We start from the raw sequence: 14,336 nt of genomic DNA, 5'->3' as shown, positions 1-14,336 counted from the left end.
TTTATGACGAGATATACATACTCGACATAAAATCATGAAACAGTCAATTATTGCTATTCTACTTGGTCTCAGCTTAGCAACCGGTTGCCAGAAGAAAGAAAATGCCAAAGGCGTCGATACGGGTAACCTCGACAGTGCTAAAGAAACGGTCTCAACGGTTGGGGATCCCAAATTGCTTTATACACTTCCTGCCAAATACAACACTCCCGATGGGATGGCACTAGCACCTGACGGGTCCGTTTACTTATCTGTTCCGAATCTGGCTGATAACAGCTACCCTGGTGTTCTGGTGAAATTTGCTGCTGATTCAGTGCAGCTCTTTACGAGTCTTCCTGCGCACCCGGATACAAAACATGCCTGCCCCATGGATTTGGCTTTCGGGCCCGATGGTCATCTTTATTATGCCGATAACCAGTACGAAAATGATAAAAATTACAAATCCCGACTGATGCGGGTTCGAATCAAAGATGGGAAAGCCGTTGGCGTTGAACCCGTTGTGACGGGCTTTGGCTTATCGAATGCTGTTGTCTGGAAGGGAAACACCATTTATGTGACCGATAGCCAGTGGGACATGCCCGATAATGACAAAGGGAGCGCCGTTTTTCACTTTACACTCGATGAACTGAACAAGGGAATTGTTACCCTGAAACCTAAAACGCTGGATCCGCACGTGCTGGCAACGTTCACCACAACGGTCAACGAAACCGGCGTCGACAACGGTGTCGATGGGTTGGATTATGATAGTAAGGGGAATCTGTTTACCGGCACCTTTGGCGACGGGACACTTTACAAACTAACGCTCAAGCCCGACGGGAAGCTGGCATCCAAAGAAGTCGTCAATGTGAGCCAGGAAATTTCCTGTGTCGATGGGTTAATTATTGACCGCAAGACGGATGTCATCTACCTCTGTAACTCACGCATGAACGCCATCATGCGTGTTTTACCCGACGGTAAAGTGGCTACTGTGGTTCAGAACGGCGACACCGATGGGAAAGACGGGCGAATTGACCAGCCGGCCGAAGTTTTGCTGAAGGGAAATCGGCTATTCATCACCGACTACGATAAACCCGAAAAGAAGTTTGTGAACACCAAAGCCGACGATGTTCATACGATGTCATACATCGATCTAACCAAGTAATATAGTGGTTCGGCATTTCGACCAGGGGCCGGAATGCCGAACCACTATATTACTCTTACAATTCCTGCAGTTTGAAATTCTTCCAGCGGACTTTAATGCCGCCACCATCATGAATTTGTAGCGCCACGGAGCCTTCGCCTTTGCCAATTTTCTCATCGGTCAGATCGACCATTTGTGTGCCATTCAGGAACGTTTGAACATGATCGCCCTCTACCCGAATGCGAAGCTTGTTCCACTCGGTAGGTTTCAGGATGTTTTCTTTTTCGTCGGGAATCTGCACAAGCCAGTTCCGGCCGTAGGATTCGTAGATACCACCTGTATCGTGGTTAGGCGGGGCTACTTCTACCTGCCAGCCGCTCACTTTGGTGCCTTCGATGGTAGAGCGGAAAAACACACCACTGTTTCCATTCGCTTCCTGTTTAAATTCCAGCGAGAGATCAAAATTTTTGTAGTGTTTCTCGGTTGCCAGGTAGCCATATTTTTTGTCCGGGCCGCTTTCACAAATGAGTTCACCGTTTTCGACGTACCATTTTTCGGTGCCATAAATTTTCCAGCCAGTCAGGTCCTTACCGTTGAAGAGCTTAATCGTTTTCATGGGTATCGTGAAGGCAAAGGCCGCCATGACGAGGCAAATTGCAATGCAGTATTTCATTGAGTATTGGGTTTGTGAATTAATCGTAAAGAATACACGGGGCAAATTAGTGTGTTATTCGTTATGGCAAAAATGTTAATTGCCCGCCATGAGCACACACACCGGCGCTGGAACCTTCACCGATTGACCCGTGAAGGTCAGTTTTCCGGTTTTTTGGTCCCGTTTAAAGATCGTAATGTTATCCGTATCCTGATTTGCCACAAAAACAAAATCGCCTTTTGGATCGATCAGAAAGTTACGGGGCGTTTTTCCTTCCGTTGGCTGGTCCCCCACTTTCGTAAGTCGACCGTCGGCTCCAATAGCGAAGATAGCCAGCGTATTCGCGCCCCGATTGGAGTGGTAGAGAAACTTGCCTGATGGGTCAACGTGAATATCAGCGCTTGTATTCTGGCCACTGAAACCTTCAGGGAGCGCTTTTACATTATCATCCATCAGAGTTAAGGCACCAGTTTTCGCATTTCTGGCGAATACCGCTACCGTTGAGGTCAGCTCTTCAACCAGGTAAGCGTACTTTCCATTTGGGTGAAAGGTGAAATGACGCGGACCGGAACCAGGTTTCACCGTTACGTATGGCGTGGCAGCTGGTTTTATCGTACTTGTTTTGGTATCTATATCGAAGATGTTCAGCTTATCGGTTGTCAGGTCAGCTACGTACACAAAGCGGTTATCGGGCGCAAGCGTTGCTGAGTGCACATGAGCTTTGTCCTGGCGTTGCGCATTGGGTCCGGTTCCGGCATCCTGAACGCTATCGGTGGGTGCTGCCAGACTACCATCAGTATTGATCGGCAACACGGCCAGACTGCCACCGCCATAGTTGGAAACAAAAGCAGTTTTGCCCGTCTGGTCGACACTGACATGACAGGGACCGGCACCAAGTGAAGACTGGCCGTTTATAAACTGGAGTTTGCCGGTTGCTTTATCAATCGCATACGAACTGACTCCACCCAGTTTGTCAGCTCCTTCGTTTACGGAATAGAGGTACTTACCCGTAGGATGAATGGCGAGAAATGAAGGACTTTTGGCATTTGAAACAGCCTGAACCGGCTGCATAGAACCCGTTTTGCGGTCAAACGTAAATACGTAAATACCTTCGCTGCCTCGCAGTGAATAGGTGCCGACGTACATAATTTCGTTACCCGATTGGGCTTGTGCTGCCAGGCTTATACTGGCCAGAATGCCTACTACTAGTTTGTTCATGGTACAATAATGAGTCGTTTTAATAAGCGCAGAAGTGCGCTAAACTACCGATTCGATTCCTGGTACAGAAGCAGACAATAAACAGTTTTTGAAAAATTGAGTAGTAGATAAGGAAATTATATAGCCAGAATGGTTTTAGATTAAAATGATATAAAGACGATTGATTGGAATGCGTTACTTTTGTGTAACGATTAGTGCCGTTCATTCTCAGCATTTATCATTTAAACCTAACTTTTCGTTAACTCCTCCAGTACTATGAAACGAGTATTGATTCTTTTTGCGGCCGTAGCAATGTTAGCCTCCTGTAATAGCAAGAAGCGCATGGCCGAAATTAAAGCGTTGCAGGATGCACGCGACAAAGCTGTTGCTTCCCTGAATGACTGCGATCAACGTACAGCCACCCTCCGTACACAACTATCGGCGAAAGACACCGATTTGCAGGGGAAAGACAAACAAGTGAGCGATTTACAAGCTCAGGTAGATTATCTTAAAAAGACAAATACAAACCTCCTGGACCGGATGTCAGATTTGTCTATTGTGAGTAAGTCGGGCGCCGAAAGCATTAAAAAATCGCTGGAAACCCTCAATGAGCAAACCAAATACACCAACAACCTGAACTCGACCATCCAGCGGAAAGATTCCCTGAATCTGGCCCTGGTAATGAGCCTAAAGCGGTCGCTGGACGATATCAACGATCAAGATGTTCAGGTTGAAGTGAAAAAAGGCGTTGTGTACGTCTCGATCTCCGATAAACTACTGTTTAAATCAGGTAGCTACGACATTACGCCAAAAGCTGAAGTCGTGTTAGGCAAGGTAGCTAAAGTGGTAAATGACCACAAAGACCTGGACATTCTGGTTGAAGGACACACCGATGCTGTCCCCATTTCGACGGCCGCCATCAAGGATAACTGGGATTTGAGTGCTTTACGCGCTACCTCTGTTGTTCGGACGCTGCAATCTAAATTTGCTGTTGCGCCTGAGCGCCTGACGGCCGGTGGTCGGTCAGAGTTCGCCCCTAAAGATGATAATAGCACTGCGGTGGGACGCCAGCAGAACCGTCGTACAGAAATTATTATTACGCCAAAACTGGATCAATTCTTCAACTTGTTGTCGAGTGGTCAGGCAGGCGGAAGCAAATAATTTTCAGCTTTTCAAACGTAAAAAGGTCCGTTCCAATTCAGGGACGGACCTTTTTACGTTTGAAAAGCTGAAAATTATTTAACGGCTATCTCCTGTGTCCTCACAGACACGGGAGCATCGTGATGTGACGAGGGAATTAGAAGTAATAGGTAGGATATGGCACGTTAGGTTAGTGGTGAGATGTTTGCCGAAGCGTGCTTAGAACGCCCCTTATCCGTGCCGTCAGGTATGCAACCAAAGTGGGTTGCATACCTGACTTAAGTAAGTAAACACAAGGCGTTGACAAAGCTAGGACCTATAGCCGCTTGATTAGCAACGTTTCAGCTTAGTCAACGTTCTGGTAATTCTAATTCGGCGCTCTGCCTGAATAAAATGTGAAGGGCAACCTAAATAAATTAGGCTGCCCTTTTCTATTCGATTTAAGCATTGTTCAGGAGATCGCTTTTCCTGACTATATTATTCAGAACGTTTGGGCTCTTCAGGTTCGGGCCAAACGGATTCCGGCGTTGGCCGCTGACTATCGTCCGCTGGCGTTTCCCGGTCTTCATCAGCGGGTTTTGGCGTTTGTTCTTCGTCGACTAATTCGGAAGCCGGCAAGACGGAGGCTTCCGTCGCGTCGGGGCCTGTAATAGGTAGAAGGCTATCTTCAATGGGCGGCTCACCAAAAAACCGGCGCTGGAAGAATAAAATGATACAGACGCCTACAAAAATGCAGGAGTCAGCGACGTTGAAAATAGGCGTCGAATAATATTGGCCGCCCCAGACTGGTACCCATTCTGGAATGAAACCCTCCCAGACATCCACAAAAATCATGTCGATTACCTGACCATGAAACCAGGGGGTAGGTGAGCCATAAGGCGCATTATTCAGAAAAACACCGTAGAACGTGCTGTCGATGACATTGCCCACGGCCCCGGCCAGAATCATGGCCATAGCCCACAGCAACCCATTTGGCGCGCCCCGGTGCGCCAGGTTAATCAGATAATACCCAATGCCGACCATGGCAAATAAGCGGAAAATGCTAAGCAGAAGCTTCCCGTATTCATGGCCCAGTTGCATCCCAAAAGCCATTCCCGGATTCAGAACATAGTGAAGCTTGAGCCACTCACCAGCCACTTTAATTTGCCCCGCAAAGCCGGGTGCCATGTAAAAATGTACCGCCAGCTTTACGCCCTGATCGAGTGCAATCAGCAGTAGCGTCAGCAGGAAAAACTTATAGGGGCTTTTCTGAATCATGTTAAAAAATACAGCAAGGTACCGATCGACCAACCGGCGCCTTGCTGTCTATGAATACTCGGTTACTTACAGCCCTTACGGCGCTTCAATTCATTACTCACTAACGTAAATTCCCGGCTGCTCTGACCAGCAATTGACTTGTTCTCATCGGCCCGACGGAATAAATAAGGCATAACGGCTTCAACGGGTCCATAGGGCACGTATTTGGCTACGTTGTATCCCGCATTAGCGAGGTTGTACGAGATGTTATCGCTCATACCCAGCAATTGTGCGAAGTAAATATGCCTGTCGGTGGGCTCAATACCCATTTGGCTCATGTGCTGCACACAGTACTGACAACTTTCTTCATTGTGCGTGCCCAGACAAATGGATATGATATCAAGGTTCTGCAGGCAGAAGTCAATGGCTTCGTTGAATGCGATATCGGTGTCTTCTTTCGTCGCCTGAATGGGGTCCTGGTATTCCTCTTCATGCGCCCGAAGCCGCTCTTTCTCCAGATAAGCACCCCGCACAAGCTTAACGCCAAGGTAGTAGCCTTTAGCCTTGGCCTCGGCTGTATCCCGACGAAGGTGTGCCATACTTTCCCAGCGATACATCTGGTACGTATTGTAAACGATGGGACGCTCGTGGTTGTAGCGATCCATCATCTCGTAGGCTAATGTGTCGATCGTATCTTGTATCCAGCTCTCTTCAGCGTCGATAAATACCCGCACATTACGTTCATGAGCTCGCTGACAGATGGTGTCTACGCGCTTCATGACGCGGTCAAATTCAGCTTTCTGGTCTTTCTTCAGTGAATCACCGATCTGAATAGCTTCCAGCAGCTCAGTAGAGGCAATGCCGGTCACTTTAAATACAGAAAATGGAATGTCGTTGGATTCGCTGGCGCGCTCGATGGTACGAAGAATTTCGAGCGTTGTTTCATCAAAACTTTTTTCAGTTTCCTCACCCTCAACGGAATAGTCAAGGATCGTTCCTACATGAACATTGTGCAGGGTCTGAATGGTTTTTTCAGAATCCTGAATGCTCTCTCCCCCACAAAATTGTTCGAAAATCGTGTTTTTAATGAGGAATTTGATGGGGAGACGTAAACGTAGGGCGATCTTTATAAAAAAAGTCCCTAAATTTACCAGCCATCCCTTATTCATCAACGCAAATAACCAGTAGGTCTTTCGGAGTTTGAAATCCGACTGGGACGAAAAAGCAATCGAAGTGTCCTCAAATGATAAGGGGCGTGTGTTCGGCTTTAAGTCTGTAAGGCCCTGGACAGTCTCCGGCATTAAATTACTTCGGTTTGACATATCAGTGCTCCGTTTGGGCGGTGCTACTAGCATAGCTTAAGTGCGTGTCGGCTAACACGACCGAAATATATAACGAAATTTCGGTCAATCGGTTAAAATGCCAGCACGGCTTGGTTCGACAAACTAAAAACGGTTATAGACAAATGAAGGAACCGGCTTGAAAAACAGCCAATTCCCTTACAAATATACTATAAAATTAAATTGAAAGTTCCCCATAGAGTAGCCCTGTTACTCTTAGATTAAGCGTTTAGTATGAAAGTAGAATTAACCGTAGAGCCGCTTGGATCTTGGATTGATACCAATGGCAAACCTCTGATCATTGCAGGGCCCTGCAGCGCAGAGACCGAAGATCAATTAGTAGAAACCGCTCGTCAGTTGAAAGAACTGAACGCGGTGCACGTCATTCGTGCGGGCGTATGGAAGCCCCGCACCCGGCCGGGTAGTTTCGAGGGAATGGGCGAAGCCGCTTTACCCTGGATTCAGCGCGCTAAAGCCGAAACGGGTCTGCCGTTTGCGGTTGAGGTGGCTACACCCGAGCACATCGAACTCGCGCTGAAATATGGTGTTGATATTTTGTGGGTTGGTGCCCGTACGACGGTAAATCCATTTAACGTACAGGAAATTGCCGATGCCCTGCGCGGAGTAGATGTGCCTGTATTGGTAAAAAACCCGGTTAATCCTGATCTGGCCCTGTGGGTTGGTGCATTCGAGCGTCTCGCCGGAGCCGGTATCAGTAAACTGGGGGCTATTCACCGGGGCTTTGCCACGGGTGAAGCCAGTAAGTACCGCAACGTACCGATGTGGCAGATGGCCATTGAACTGAAGTCGATCTTCCCTCAGTTGCCACTCATCGGCGATCCGAGCCACATGGCCGGAAAACGGGCTTATCTGAACGAGTTGGCTCAGATGGCTATGGACCTGAACTACGATGGTCTGATTGTTGAGTCGCACATTGACCCCGATAAAGCTTGGAGTGATGCCGCTCAGCAGTTGACACCGGCTGCTTTTGGCGACATGCTCGATCACCTCCAAATTCGGCAGGTAGAGTCGCAGAACCTGGAGTTCCAGAGCTTTATGGAACAGTCACGTCGTAACATCGACAACGTTGATCGGCAGATTGTCGAAATGCTGGGTGCCCGGATGGCGCTTGTTGAACGGCTGGCTGAATACAAGCGGGATAATAATGTTACATTGTTTCAACCCGATCGCTGGAAGGAAATTCTGAAAACGCGTACCGAGCTGGGTAAAAAGCTGAATCTGTACCCTGAATTGGTGGAAGAAATCTACAAAATCATCCACATGGAGTCAATTCGGAAACAGACTGAAATTATTCACAGCGCAACGCAGGACGTATAGAAATGTAGGCTGATGTAAGTTGGCTTTGACAAACAGCCCCGATTTCATCAGGAAATCGGGGCTGTTTTATTTTAAAGTAAAAGTAGTGGTTGCGTTATTATAACCAGCAAAGCAACCCAGGCCTCCTTCGATGTTGCTCGGAATTAAGACGGGCTCAGCGAAAGGATTATTGCGCACACGTCGTTGACGAATCACCGCTTCCTGAAATCGGTAATATGTCTGCTCGACACTCATCAGGTTTACCGTTACAGATGCTGTTTGGTATTGGCCGTAGAAGCTGGTCGATTCATTCGTTTTAAAGGTGGTTGATGTCAGAAAGGAACGCCCTGAAACCAGTACTGTTCCATCTAAACCTTCGTCGGTGAGCAGACCCCGATTGTCATCGTCATACGTTAAGGGGAAGTTACCGATCTGATCCAGTTTACTTCGGTAGCGAAAATAACCGACCAACTGGTAAAAATTATCCTGTCTGGCAGGGTCTGTCCAAAGGGCTTTAATAAAATACCGGCGCACCAGCGAGCGCCCCTGGTTTTGGGTTAATGAGTCGAAGGTGATGGACTTCAGTTTAACCGGAGCTGGTATGGTGCAGGTGCTGCTGGCGCGCTGACCGTTAGCGGTCACTACGGAAAGTTTGTATGTCCGGCCTGCCAAGATGGGTAATAATTGAGCGCTTGCGCTGTAATAGGACTGCCTGGTTGAATCGGTAGGACGCGTACTGGTGTACTGCAACTGGACCGATTTGTTACCATCAGACAGCGTCACGGTAGCGTCGGTAATGTCATTGCCCGTCTGTAATTGGCTAAGGCTATCGCCCACCACGGTGTTCGAGCGGATTACTTTTATCGCTAACGTGGTATCCTGAGGAGATAAATAACCGCTAATGACAAGTTTAGGCGATGCCAGTCCCAATTGGCTGGGATCGACTTCGTTTCGCAGGCTGCTGCAACCACTCAAAAGCAAAGCCACAGTCAGGCCGTTAACGCATGTGTTGAGCGTAGTACAGAGTTGAGTAAAAGAGTGCATCAGAATTTGATGTTATAGCTGATGGCGGGAACAATAGGGAAAACCGAGTAACGAAACAGAGCCGTTCGGGCGGCTTCCGTCGATGTGGCTGACACGGACTCAAGTCGGTAGAAAAATGGATTTCGGCGGTTGTAGAGATTGTAAACGCTAACCTCCCAAGTGCGTTCATGATGCTTTTTCTGTTTATGGAACTGAATGCCAACGTCAAATCGGTGATAGGGTTCTGCTCGAAAACTGTTCTTCTGTGTGCCATAATCATCAGACGTACGGACATTCTGAAAAAGCAATTGGTTGAGAGCAGGATCACCGCCATACACCAGCGTATTGCTGGCCCGGTATGTACCAAAACGGCCAATAGGCACCGTCAGGGCATTACCGGTGCCGTATACCCAGGTTGCTGATAATGTGATGCGCTTGTTGAGTTCATAAATACCAACCAGTGAAATGTCGTGCCGCCGATCGTAGCGCGGGTAGTAGGGCTTGCCACCATTCAGTTCGGCAAATTGCCATTGCGTCCAGGAAAGCGTATATCCTAGCCAGCCAGAGAATCGCCCCACTTTCTTCTGGAGCAACATTTCGGCACCATACGACCAGCCCCGGCCTGCCGTTACATTGTCTTCCCAACGAACACTGTTGGCCGACGTGGGATCATTAATCAGCAGAAAACTGGCGCCTTCTTTGTAGTTGATGATGTTGTTCATCGCCTTATAATAACCTTCTACGGTGAGGGTTACGCCTTTGTCGACAAAGTCTTTGGCAACGCCAATGGCTACCTGTTGCGACTGCTGCGGCTTGACAATATCGGTCGTCGGCACCCATAAATCAGTGGGGAGGCCAATGCCCGTATTCGAGAGCAGGTGCACATACTGGTTCATCAACGCATAGGAAGCCTTGATGGATAAATCCGGCCTGATGGTGAGAGCCGCTGACAAGCGCGGTTCCGGCCGAATGTACTGCGCCTTTTGTTGCTGAAAATAACTTAGCCGAAACCCCGCGTTCAGGCGTAACCGGTTGGACGGACGCCACGTATCCTCCGCATAAATACCCGATTCCAGCACATCGATGTTATCGACATTGTTGACTGACTGATTAATGCCCGCGTTTTGCAGGACAACAGCGCTGGGCGTAAAGCGATGATAGGTACTTTGCAGCCCCATGCGCACCGAGTGCTGGGGCGTCGGGTAATAGTCTACGTCGTATTTCAGTGAGAAATCCCGAATCCCCGAATTATAGAAAAGCGAATACGTATCCGTTCCCTGTGTGCTCTTCTCGACTGATGAGATCTGAAATTTATAGTCACTGAAAATCAGGGATAGATTCGAAAATAGCTTCTGATTGAATAAGTGGTTCCAGCGAAGTGTAGCCGTTGCGTTGCCCCAGCTCAATCCGGTGTCGGTGCTTTCATCGGTGTCGTTCGCGTAAAACCGGTCTCGGCCAAAGTAGGTGCTTAAGTAGAGTTTGTTTTTTGGCCCGAAGTCGTAGTTTGCTTTGGCGTTGAGGTCATAAAAATAATACCCTGCCGTCAGCGTCCCACCCGACTGCGCTCGAATCAGGGGGGCTGCCAGTATATCCAGGTACGTCCGCCGACCCGAAATAAGAAAGGATGCCGAACGCGGCCCGGCCTTCTTGTTTTTCGTCAATGGTCCTTCGAGCAGAAGTCGGGAGGCAATCAGGCCAATACCGCCTTCGCCATGCAGTTTTTCGCGGTTTCCCTCTTTCATGTTCAGGTCGATAACCGACGAAAGCCGCCCGCCATACCGCGCTGGAAAACCGCCTTTTATGAGTTCGACACTTTTGATCGCATCGCCATTAAAGACCGAAAAGAAACCAAAGAGATGGTTAGCGTTATAAACGACCGCATCGTCCAGAATAATAAGGTTCTGTTCGGGGCCGCCCCCCCGAACATAAATTCCCGTTTGCCCTTCTGAGCCTTTTTGTACGCCCGGCATGAGTTGAAGCACTTTCAGAACGTCTTTCTCGCCCAGAAAAGCCGGTATTTTTTTGATCTGACTAACTGGTATATCAATGGAGCTCATCTGAGCGCTTTCACTGACTTTATTGGTCAGGCGTCCGGCTTTCACATCCACCTCCGTCAAGGCCCGTCCGGGCGTCAGCGATATATTGAGCGTTTGATTGGTTCGCAGGCTAATGGTTCGGCTCACGATGTCGTAGCCCACGAAGGAATAAGCCAACTGCAGACTGTCCTGCGCCGGGATGGTTAACGAGTAGAATCCGTATGTATTTGTGGTAGTACCGGTTGTGGTACCCGGTAAGTATACATTCACCCCAATCAGTGCTTCCTGACTACCCGTTTCATGGACGTAACCGCTAACGGTGAAGCGCCTGGTGGGGATTTGAGCTTTCAATAGGCTGATGGACAGGAGGACTAATAAAAAACCGGGTAAATAATTAGGCATAATGGCGGTTGACAGTGACAACTAAAGACGAGCTAAACGTAAGAATAGTTAGCTTCACTGGGTGAATTGGGCAAGTAACATCGATTAAGAAAGGAATCCTATAACGAAACGATGAGGGTGGCCATCCATTGCTCAATTTATAGGCTACAATTAAAACAAAACAACTGATTGTAAGGTACTATAGTCGGAAAAGATCGGTGTGTCAAACGCCTTACCCGTATGCTTCAATTCGATAAACTTTCACTCAATATACCTGATACAACCAAACCCCGCGTTGTCATCATTGGTGGCGGATTTGGCGGAATGAATTTAGCCAAAAGTCTGCGCAACACCGATGTGCAGGTGGTGCTGTTCGATAAGCAAAATTACAATGGGTTCTGGCCGCTGCTGTATCAGGTCGCTACGGCTGGTCTGGAGCCCGACGCCATTGCCGAGCCCTTTCGTAAAATGTTCGATGGGTTCGAAGATTTCCACTACCGAATGGTGCGGGTCAATAAGGTCGACCCTACGGCAAAAACAGTAACAACCCTGATTGGTGAGTTGCATTACGACTACCTGGTGATCGCCAGTGGCACAAAATCCAACTTTTTCGGAAACGATCAGATCAAAAAATATTCGTTTCCGCTGAAAACGATTCCAGAAGCGCTTAATGTCAGAAGTCAGTTCCTGCAATGTTTTGAGCAGGCCAGCGTCACAACCGATCCGGCCGAGCGGGAGAGTTTGCTCACGTTTGTAATCGCCGGGGCCGGCCCGACGGGTGTAGAGATGGCGGGCTCGCTGGCCGAAATGCGGAAGCACGTACTGCCCAACGATTATCCGGGTCTGGATTTTAGCCAGATGCGCATTTACATTGTGGAAGGGCTGGGGAAAGTGCTGCCACCCATGTCGGATGAGGCCGGGCAGAAAGCGAAACGATACCTCGAAGACTTAGGCGTTATCATAAAGTTGAATACGTTGGTCGAGGCCTATGACGGCGAGACCGTTACTTTCAAAGGGGGCGAGCAAATCAGAACCCAGACGCTGGTTTGGGGCGCTGGTGTAACCGGCGCGATGATCGATGGTATTCCAGCCGAATCGACCGAACGTGGGCGTATCCTGGTCGATCCGACCAACCGGGTTCAGGGATTGACCAATGTATTTGCCATTGGCGATATTGCCTTTATGAAACTGGACGATTATCCTAAAGGCCATCCTGGTGTTGCACAGCCCGCTATTCAGCAGGGTGAGCATTTAGCTAAGAACCTGCGTCGTTTGATAAGAAACGAACCAACCGAACCCTTCAAATACTTTGATAAGGGTTCGCTGGCCATCGTGGGCCGCAGTCGGGCCGTTGCCGATCTGCCCGGCAATATTCACTTGGGTGGGTTCATTGCCTGGATGGCCTGGCTGTTTGTCCACATCTGGTACCTAGTTGGATTCCGCAGTAAACTGGTTGTCTTCAGTAACTGGGTATACCGGCTGTTTACTTACGAGCGGGGCACCCGGATTATCATACGGCCCTTTGTCCGTAAAGATGACAAAGTTGGTCAGGAAATTGTAGCGCAAAACGAAGTAAGCTAATGGTTCCGGGCCTTGTCCCAAAGAGCCGCTGTTGGTTCGTGTGTAACTAGTGGTTGACACACGAACCAACAGCGGCTCTTTGGGACTTAGTTTACAACTTACCGATTGGATAGTTAAAGCCGAAAGCGTAGATGTACTGTAAGGAATAGAAGTGGTGGGTAGCCAGCCCCTGATGATCCGCACCGAGCTTGGTATTTGTGTAATCGACCCAGGCACCCTGCAGGTTAGTTTGCAAAAAGAAGTACTTGAATAAATCCAGCTTAAGCCCCGCACTGAGTGCCGCTACCACACCATGGTAGTGAAAATAGCCTTCGTCGTTATTGCCTAACACGGTAGAGATGGTGTACGAAATGAGTGGCCCGGCCCCTACCTTGCCGATGCCGCTCAGGTCAAGGTACTTTGAATGCCACAACTTCTGTCGTTTCACCAAATTGAGCATCAGATAGTTATTGCCATTCGTGTGTTGCAGGTGGACAAAGTCCGGTGTCACGAGCGTATCCTTGTCAATCTGATGCCCCCTGATCTGGCCCTGCACATGGATAATCTGGTCATCCGTAACGATGTACTTGAGGTGGTCCCAGCTTAGTTCGATGCCCAGATCATGTTTATCGTTAAAGAAATAACCGATATTCATGTCATACTGAGGAACCGTCAGATTATTGAGTTTGTAGAAATCGTGTAAATCGGGACGGTCGTGCGCCTTGGCCTTAATGAAGGTAAAATCGTAGTTGTCGGTTGTCGTATTACGGAAGTGAATTGTGCTTTTCGTGTACCAGTCCCGGTTATAGCCCCAAGTGAAATAAAGACTGCCGGGATGTTTGCCGAGCTTCAACGTGTTGTTGGGTAGTGGCTGTTGCGCAAACGTACAAACGGATTTTAGCAAGCAATAGAAAACCCAAGGCACAAGTAAACGTGTCTGTTTCATACTGTATGTAGTGAATGGTGGTATTGAGGTATGTATCCTCAGAGAGAGAATTGTAAAACAAGCCCAGGAGTTCCAGGAATAAGTAATCAAAAAAAAGCGCTTACTACTTTTAAGTAAGCGCTCTCCTGATTTTTGGTCTCATTTACCAGCCGGGTCGGCCATAATGACCATACCCATAACCACGGTTCCCGTTATAGGGTCGTGGTGGCGGACCGTAATGACGACGGCCATAATGGGGTGTATTTCGGTTCGTATAATAGGTAGGCCCACAACTGGTTACCGAAATCATCAGCATTAGGGCAACTAAGAATCCAAGCACTTTTGTCGTTTTCATAAAGTTAGCATTGTTTTTTTTCAATTCATCTATTAGATAGACAAAGACCCTGGTTGA

General features: G+C 48.4%; 12 protein-coding genes. 4 read left to right on the top strand and 8 right to left on the bottom strand.

Annotated features, from left to right (window positions below; genetic code table 11):
• Positions 1 to 34: 34 nt before the first annotated feature.
• On the top strand, positions 35 to 1,138 hold the full coding sequence (locus tag SD10_RS25540; RefSeq protein ID WP_046577910.1) for an SMP-30/gluconolactonase/LRE family protein: 1,104 nt from the start codon (positions 35 to 37) through the stop codon (positions 1,136 to 1,138).
• Between the two features lie 55 nt (positions 1,139 to 1,193).
• Here the strand turns inward: SD10_RS25540 and SD10_RS25535 are convergent, their stop codons facing one another.
• Positions 1,194 to 1,790 (bottom strand): 3-keto-disaccharide hydrolase, encoded by a 597-nt coding sequence (locus SD10_RS25535; protein ID WP_046577908.1) that lies wholly within the window; start codon positions 1,788 to 1,790, stop codon positions 1,194 to 1,196.
• 75 nt (positions 1,791 to 1,865) lie between these two features.
• Positions 1,866 to 2,987 (bottom strand): lactonase family protein, encoded by a 1,122-nt coding sequence (locus SD10_RS25530; protein ID WP_046577907.1) that lies wholly within the window; start codon positions 2,985 to 2,987, stop codon positions 1,866 to 1,868.
• Positions 2,988 to 3,242: 255 nt separating this feature from the next.
• Here SD10_RS25530 and SD10_RS25525 point away from each other — a divergent pair, with 255 nt between their 5' ends.
• Complete coding sequence (locus SD10_RS25525) at positions 3,243 to 4,127, top strand: OmpA family protein (protein ID WP_046577905.1); 885 nt, start codon at positions 3,243 to 3,245, stop codon at positions 4,125 to 4,127.
• 456 nt (positions 4,128 to 4,583) lie between these two features.
• On the opposite strand, the gene SD10_RS25520 is transcribed toward SD10_RS25525, so the two are convergent.
• Both SD10_RS25520 and SD10_RS25515 read right to left on the bottom strand, forming a co-directional pair.
• Entirely contained in the window at positions 4,584 to 5,363 is a 780-nt protein-coding gene (locus tag SD10_RS25520) for a lipoprotein signal peptidase (protein ID WP_046580160.1), read from the bottom strand.
• Between the two features lie 62 nt (positions 5,364 to 5,425).
• Positions 5,426 to 6,643, bottom strand: a complete 1,218-nt coding sequence (locus tag SD10_RS25515) for a proline dehydrogenase family protein (protein WP_046577901.1) — start codon at positions 6,641 to 6,643, stop codon at positions 5,426 to 5,428.
• A gap of 273 nt (positions 6,644 to 6,916) precedes the next feature.
• Here SD10_RS25515 and SD10_RS25510 point away from each other — a divergent pair, with 273 nt between their 5' ends.
• Positions 6,917 to 8,020: a chorismate mutase gene (locus tag SD10_RS25510; RefSeq protein ID WP_046577899.1), complete on the top strand. Its 1,104-nt coding sequence runs from the start codon at positions 6,917 to 6,919 to the stop codon at positions 8,018 to 8,020.
• 66 nt (positions 8,021 to 8,086) lie between these two features.
• Here SD10_RS25510 and SD10_RS25505 read toward each other — a convergent pair whose 3' ends face one another.
• Together SD10_RS25505 and SD10_RS25500 are read right to left on the bottom strand one after the other, a co-directional pair.
• Positions 8,087 to 9,043 carry a DUF4249 domain-containing protein gene (locus SD10_RS25505; protein ID WP_052731295.1) on the bottom strand — a complete coding sequence of 319 codons (957 nt, stop codon included), beginning with the start codon at positions 9,041 to 9,043 and terminating at the stop codon, positions 8,087 to 8,089.
• Entirely contained in the window at positions 9,043 to 11,460 is a 2,418-nt protein-coding gene (locus SD10_RS25500) for a TonB-dependent receptor (protein ID WP_082111689.1), read from the bottom strand. The genes SD10_RS25505 and SD10_RS25500 overlap by 1 nt, the downstream gene beginning before the upstream one ends.
• A gap of 219 nt (positions 11,461 to 11,679) precedes the next feature.
• Between SD10_RS25500 and SD10_RS25495 the strand changes: the two genes are divergently transcribed.
• The gene (locus SD10_RS25495; RefSeq protein ID WP_046577897.1) at positions 11,680 to 13,020 is read left to right on the top strand and encodes an NAD(P)/FAD-dependent oxidoreductase; all 1,341 of its coding nucleotides are present in this window, start codon (positions 11,680 to 11,682) and stop codon (positions 13,018 to 13,020) included.
• A gap of 91 nt (positions 13,021 to 13,111) precedes the next feature.
• On the opposite strand, the gene SD10_RS25490 is transcribed toward SD10_RS25495, so the two are convergent.
• Both SD10_RS25490 and SD10_RS25485 read right to left on the bottom strand, forming a co-directional pair.
• A complete protein-coding gene (locus tag SD10_RS25490) occupies positions 13,112 to 13,945 on the bottom strand; it encodes a hypothetical protein (RefSeq protein ID WP_227699069.1) in 834 nt (277 codons plus the stop codon).
• Positions 13,946 to 14,087: 142 nt separating this feature from the next.
• A complete protein-coding gene (locus SD10_RS25485; RefSeq protein WP_148562511.1) occupies positions 14,088 to 14,279 on the bottom strand; it encodes a hypothetical protein in 192 nt (63 codons plus the stop codon).
• Positions 14,280 to 14,336 lie beyond the last annotated feature (57 nt).

This window comes from Spirosoma radiotolerans (assembly GCF_000974425.1).
Classification (GTDB): Bacteria; Bacteroidota; Bacteroidia; order Cytophagales; family Spirosomataceae; genus Spirosoma; species Spirosoma radiotolerans.
This window is presented reverse-complemented; position numbering and strand designations above follow the sequence as displayed.

Bases quoted from the DNA above. Each gene is read 5' to 3' on its own strand.
- SD10_RS25540 (WP_046577910.1), top strand. From the start codon at position 35: ATGAAACAGTCAATTATTGCTATTCTACTTGGTCTCAGCTTAGCAACC.
- SD10_RS25535 (WP_046577908.1), bottom strand. From the start codon at position 1,790: ATGAAATACTGCATTGCAATTTGCCTCGTCATGGCGGCCTTTGCCTTC.
- SD10_RS25530 (WP_046577907.1), bottom strand. From the start codon at position 2,987: ATGAACAAACTAGTAGTAGGCATTCTGGCCAGTATAAGCCTGGCAGCA.
- SD10_RS25525 (WP_046577905.1), top strand. From the start codon at position 3,243: ATGAAACGAGTATTGATTCTTTTTGCGGCCGTAGCAATGTTAGCCTCC.
- SD10_RS25520 (WP_046580160.1), bottom strand. From the start codon at position 5,363: ATGATTCAGAAAAGCCCCTATAAGTTTTTCCTGCTGACGCTACTGCTG.
- SD10_RS25515 (WP_046577901.1), bottom strand. From the start codon at position 6,643: ATGCCGGAGACTGTCCAGGGCCTTACAGACTTAAAGCCGAACACACGC.
- SD10_RS25510 (WP_046577899.1), top strand. From the start codon at position 6,917: ATGAAAGTAGAATTAACCGTAGAGCCGCTTGGATCTTGGATTGATACC.
- SD10_RS25505 (WP_052731295.1), bottom strand. From the start codon at position 9,043: ATGCACTCTTTTACTCAACTCTGTACTACGCTCAACACATGCGTTAAC.
- SD10_RS25500 (WP_082111689.1), bottom strand. From the start codon at position 11,460: ATGCCTAATTATTTACCCGGTTTTTTATTAGTCCTCCTGTCCATCAGC.
- SD10_RS25495 (WP_046577897.1), top strand. From the start codon at position 11,680: ATGCTTCAATTCGATAAACTTTCACTCAATATACCTGATACAACCAAA.
- SD10_RS25490 (WP_227699069.1), bottom strand. From the start codon at position 13,945: ATGAAACAGACACGTTTACTTGTGCCTTGGGTTTTCTATTGCTTGCTA.
- SD10_RS25485 (WP_148562511.1), bottom strand. From the start codon at position 14,279: ATGAAAACGACAAAAGTGCTTGGATTCTTAGTTGCCCTAATGCTGATG.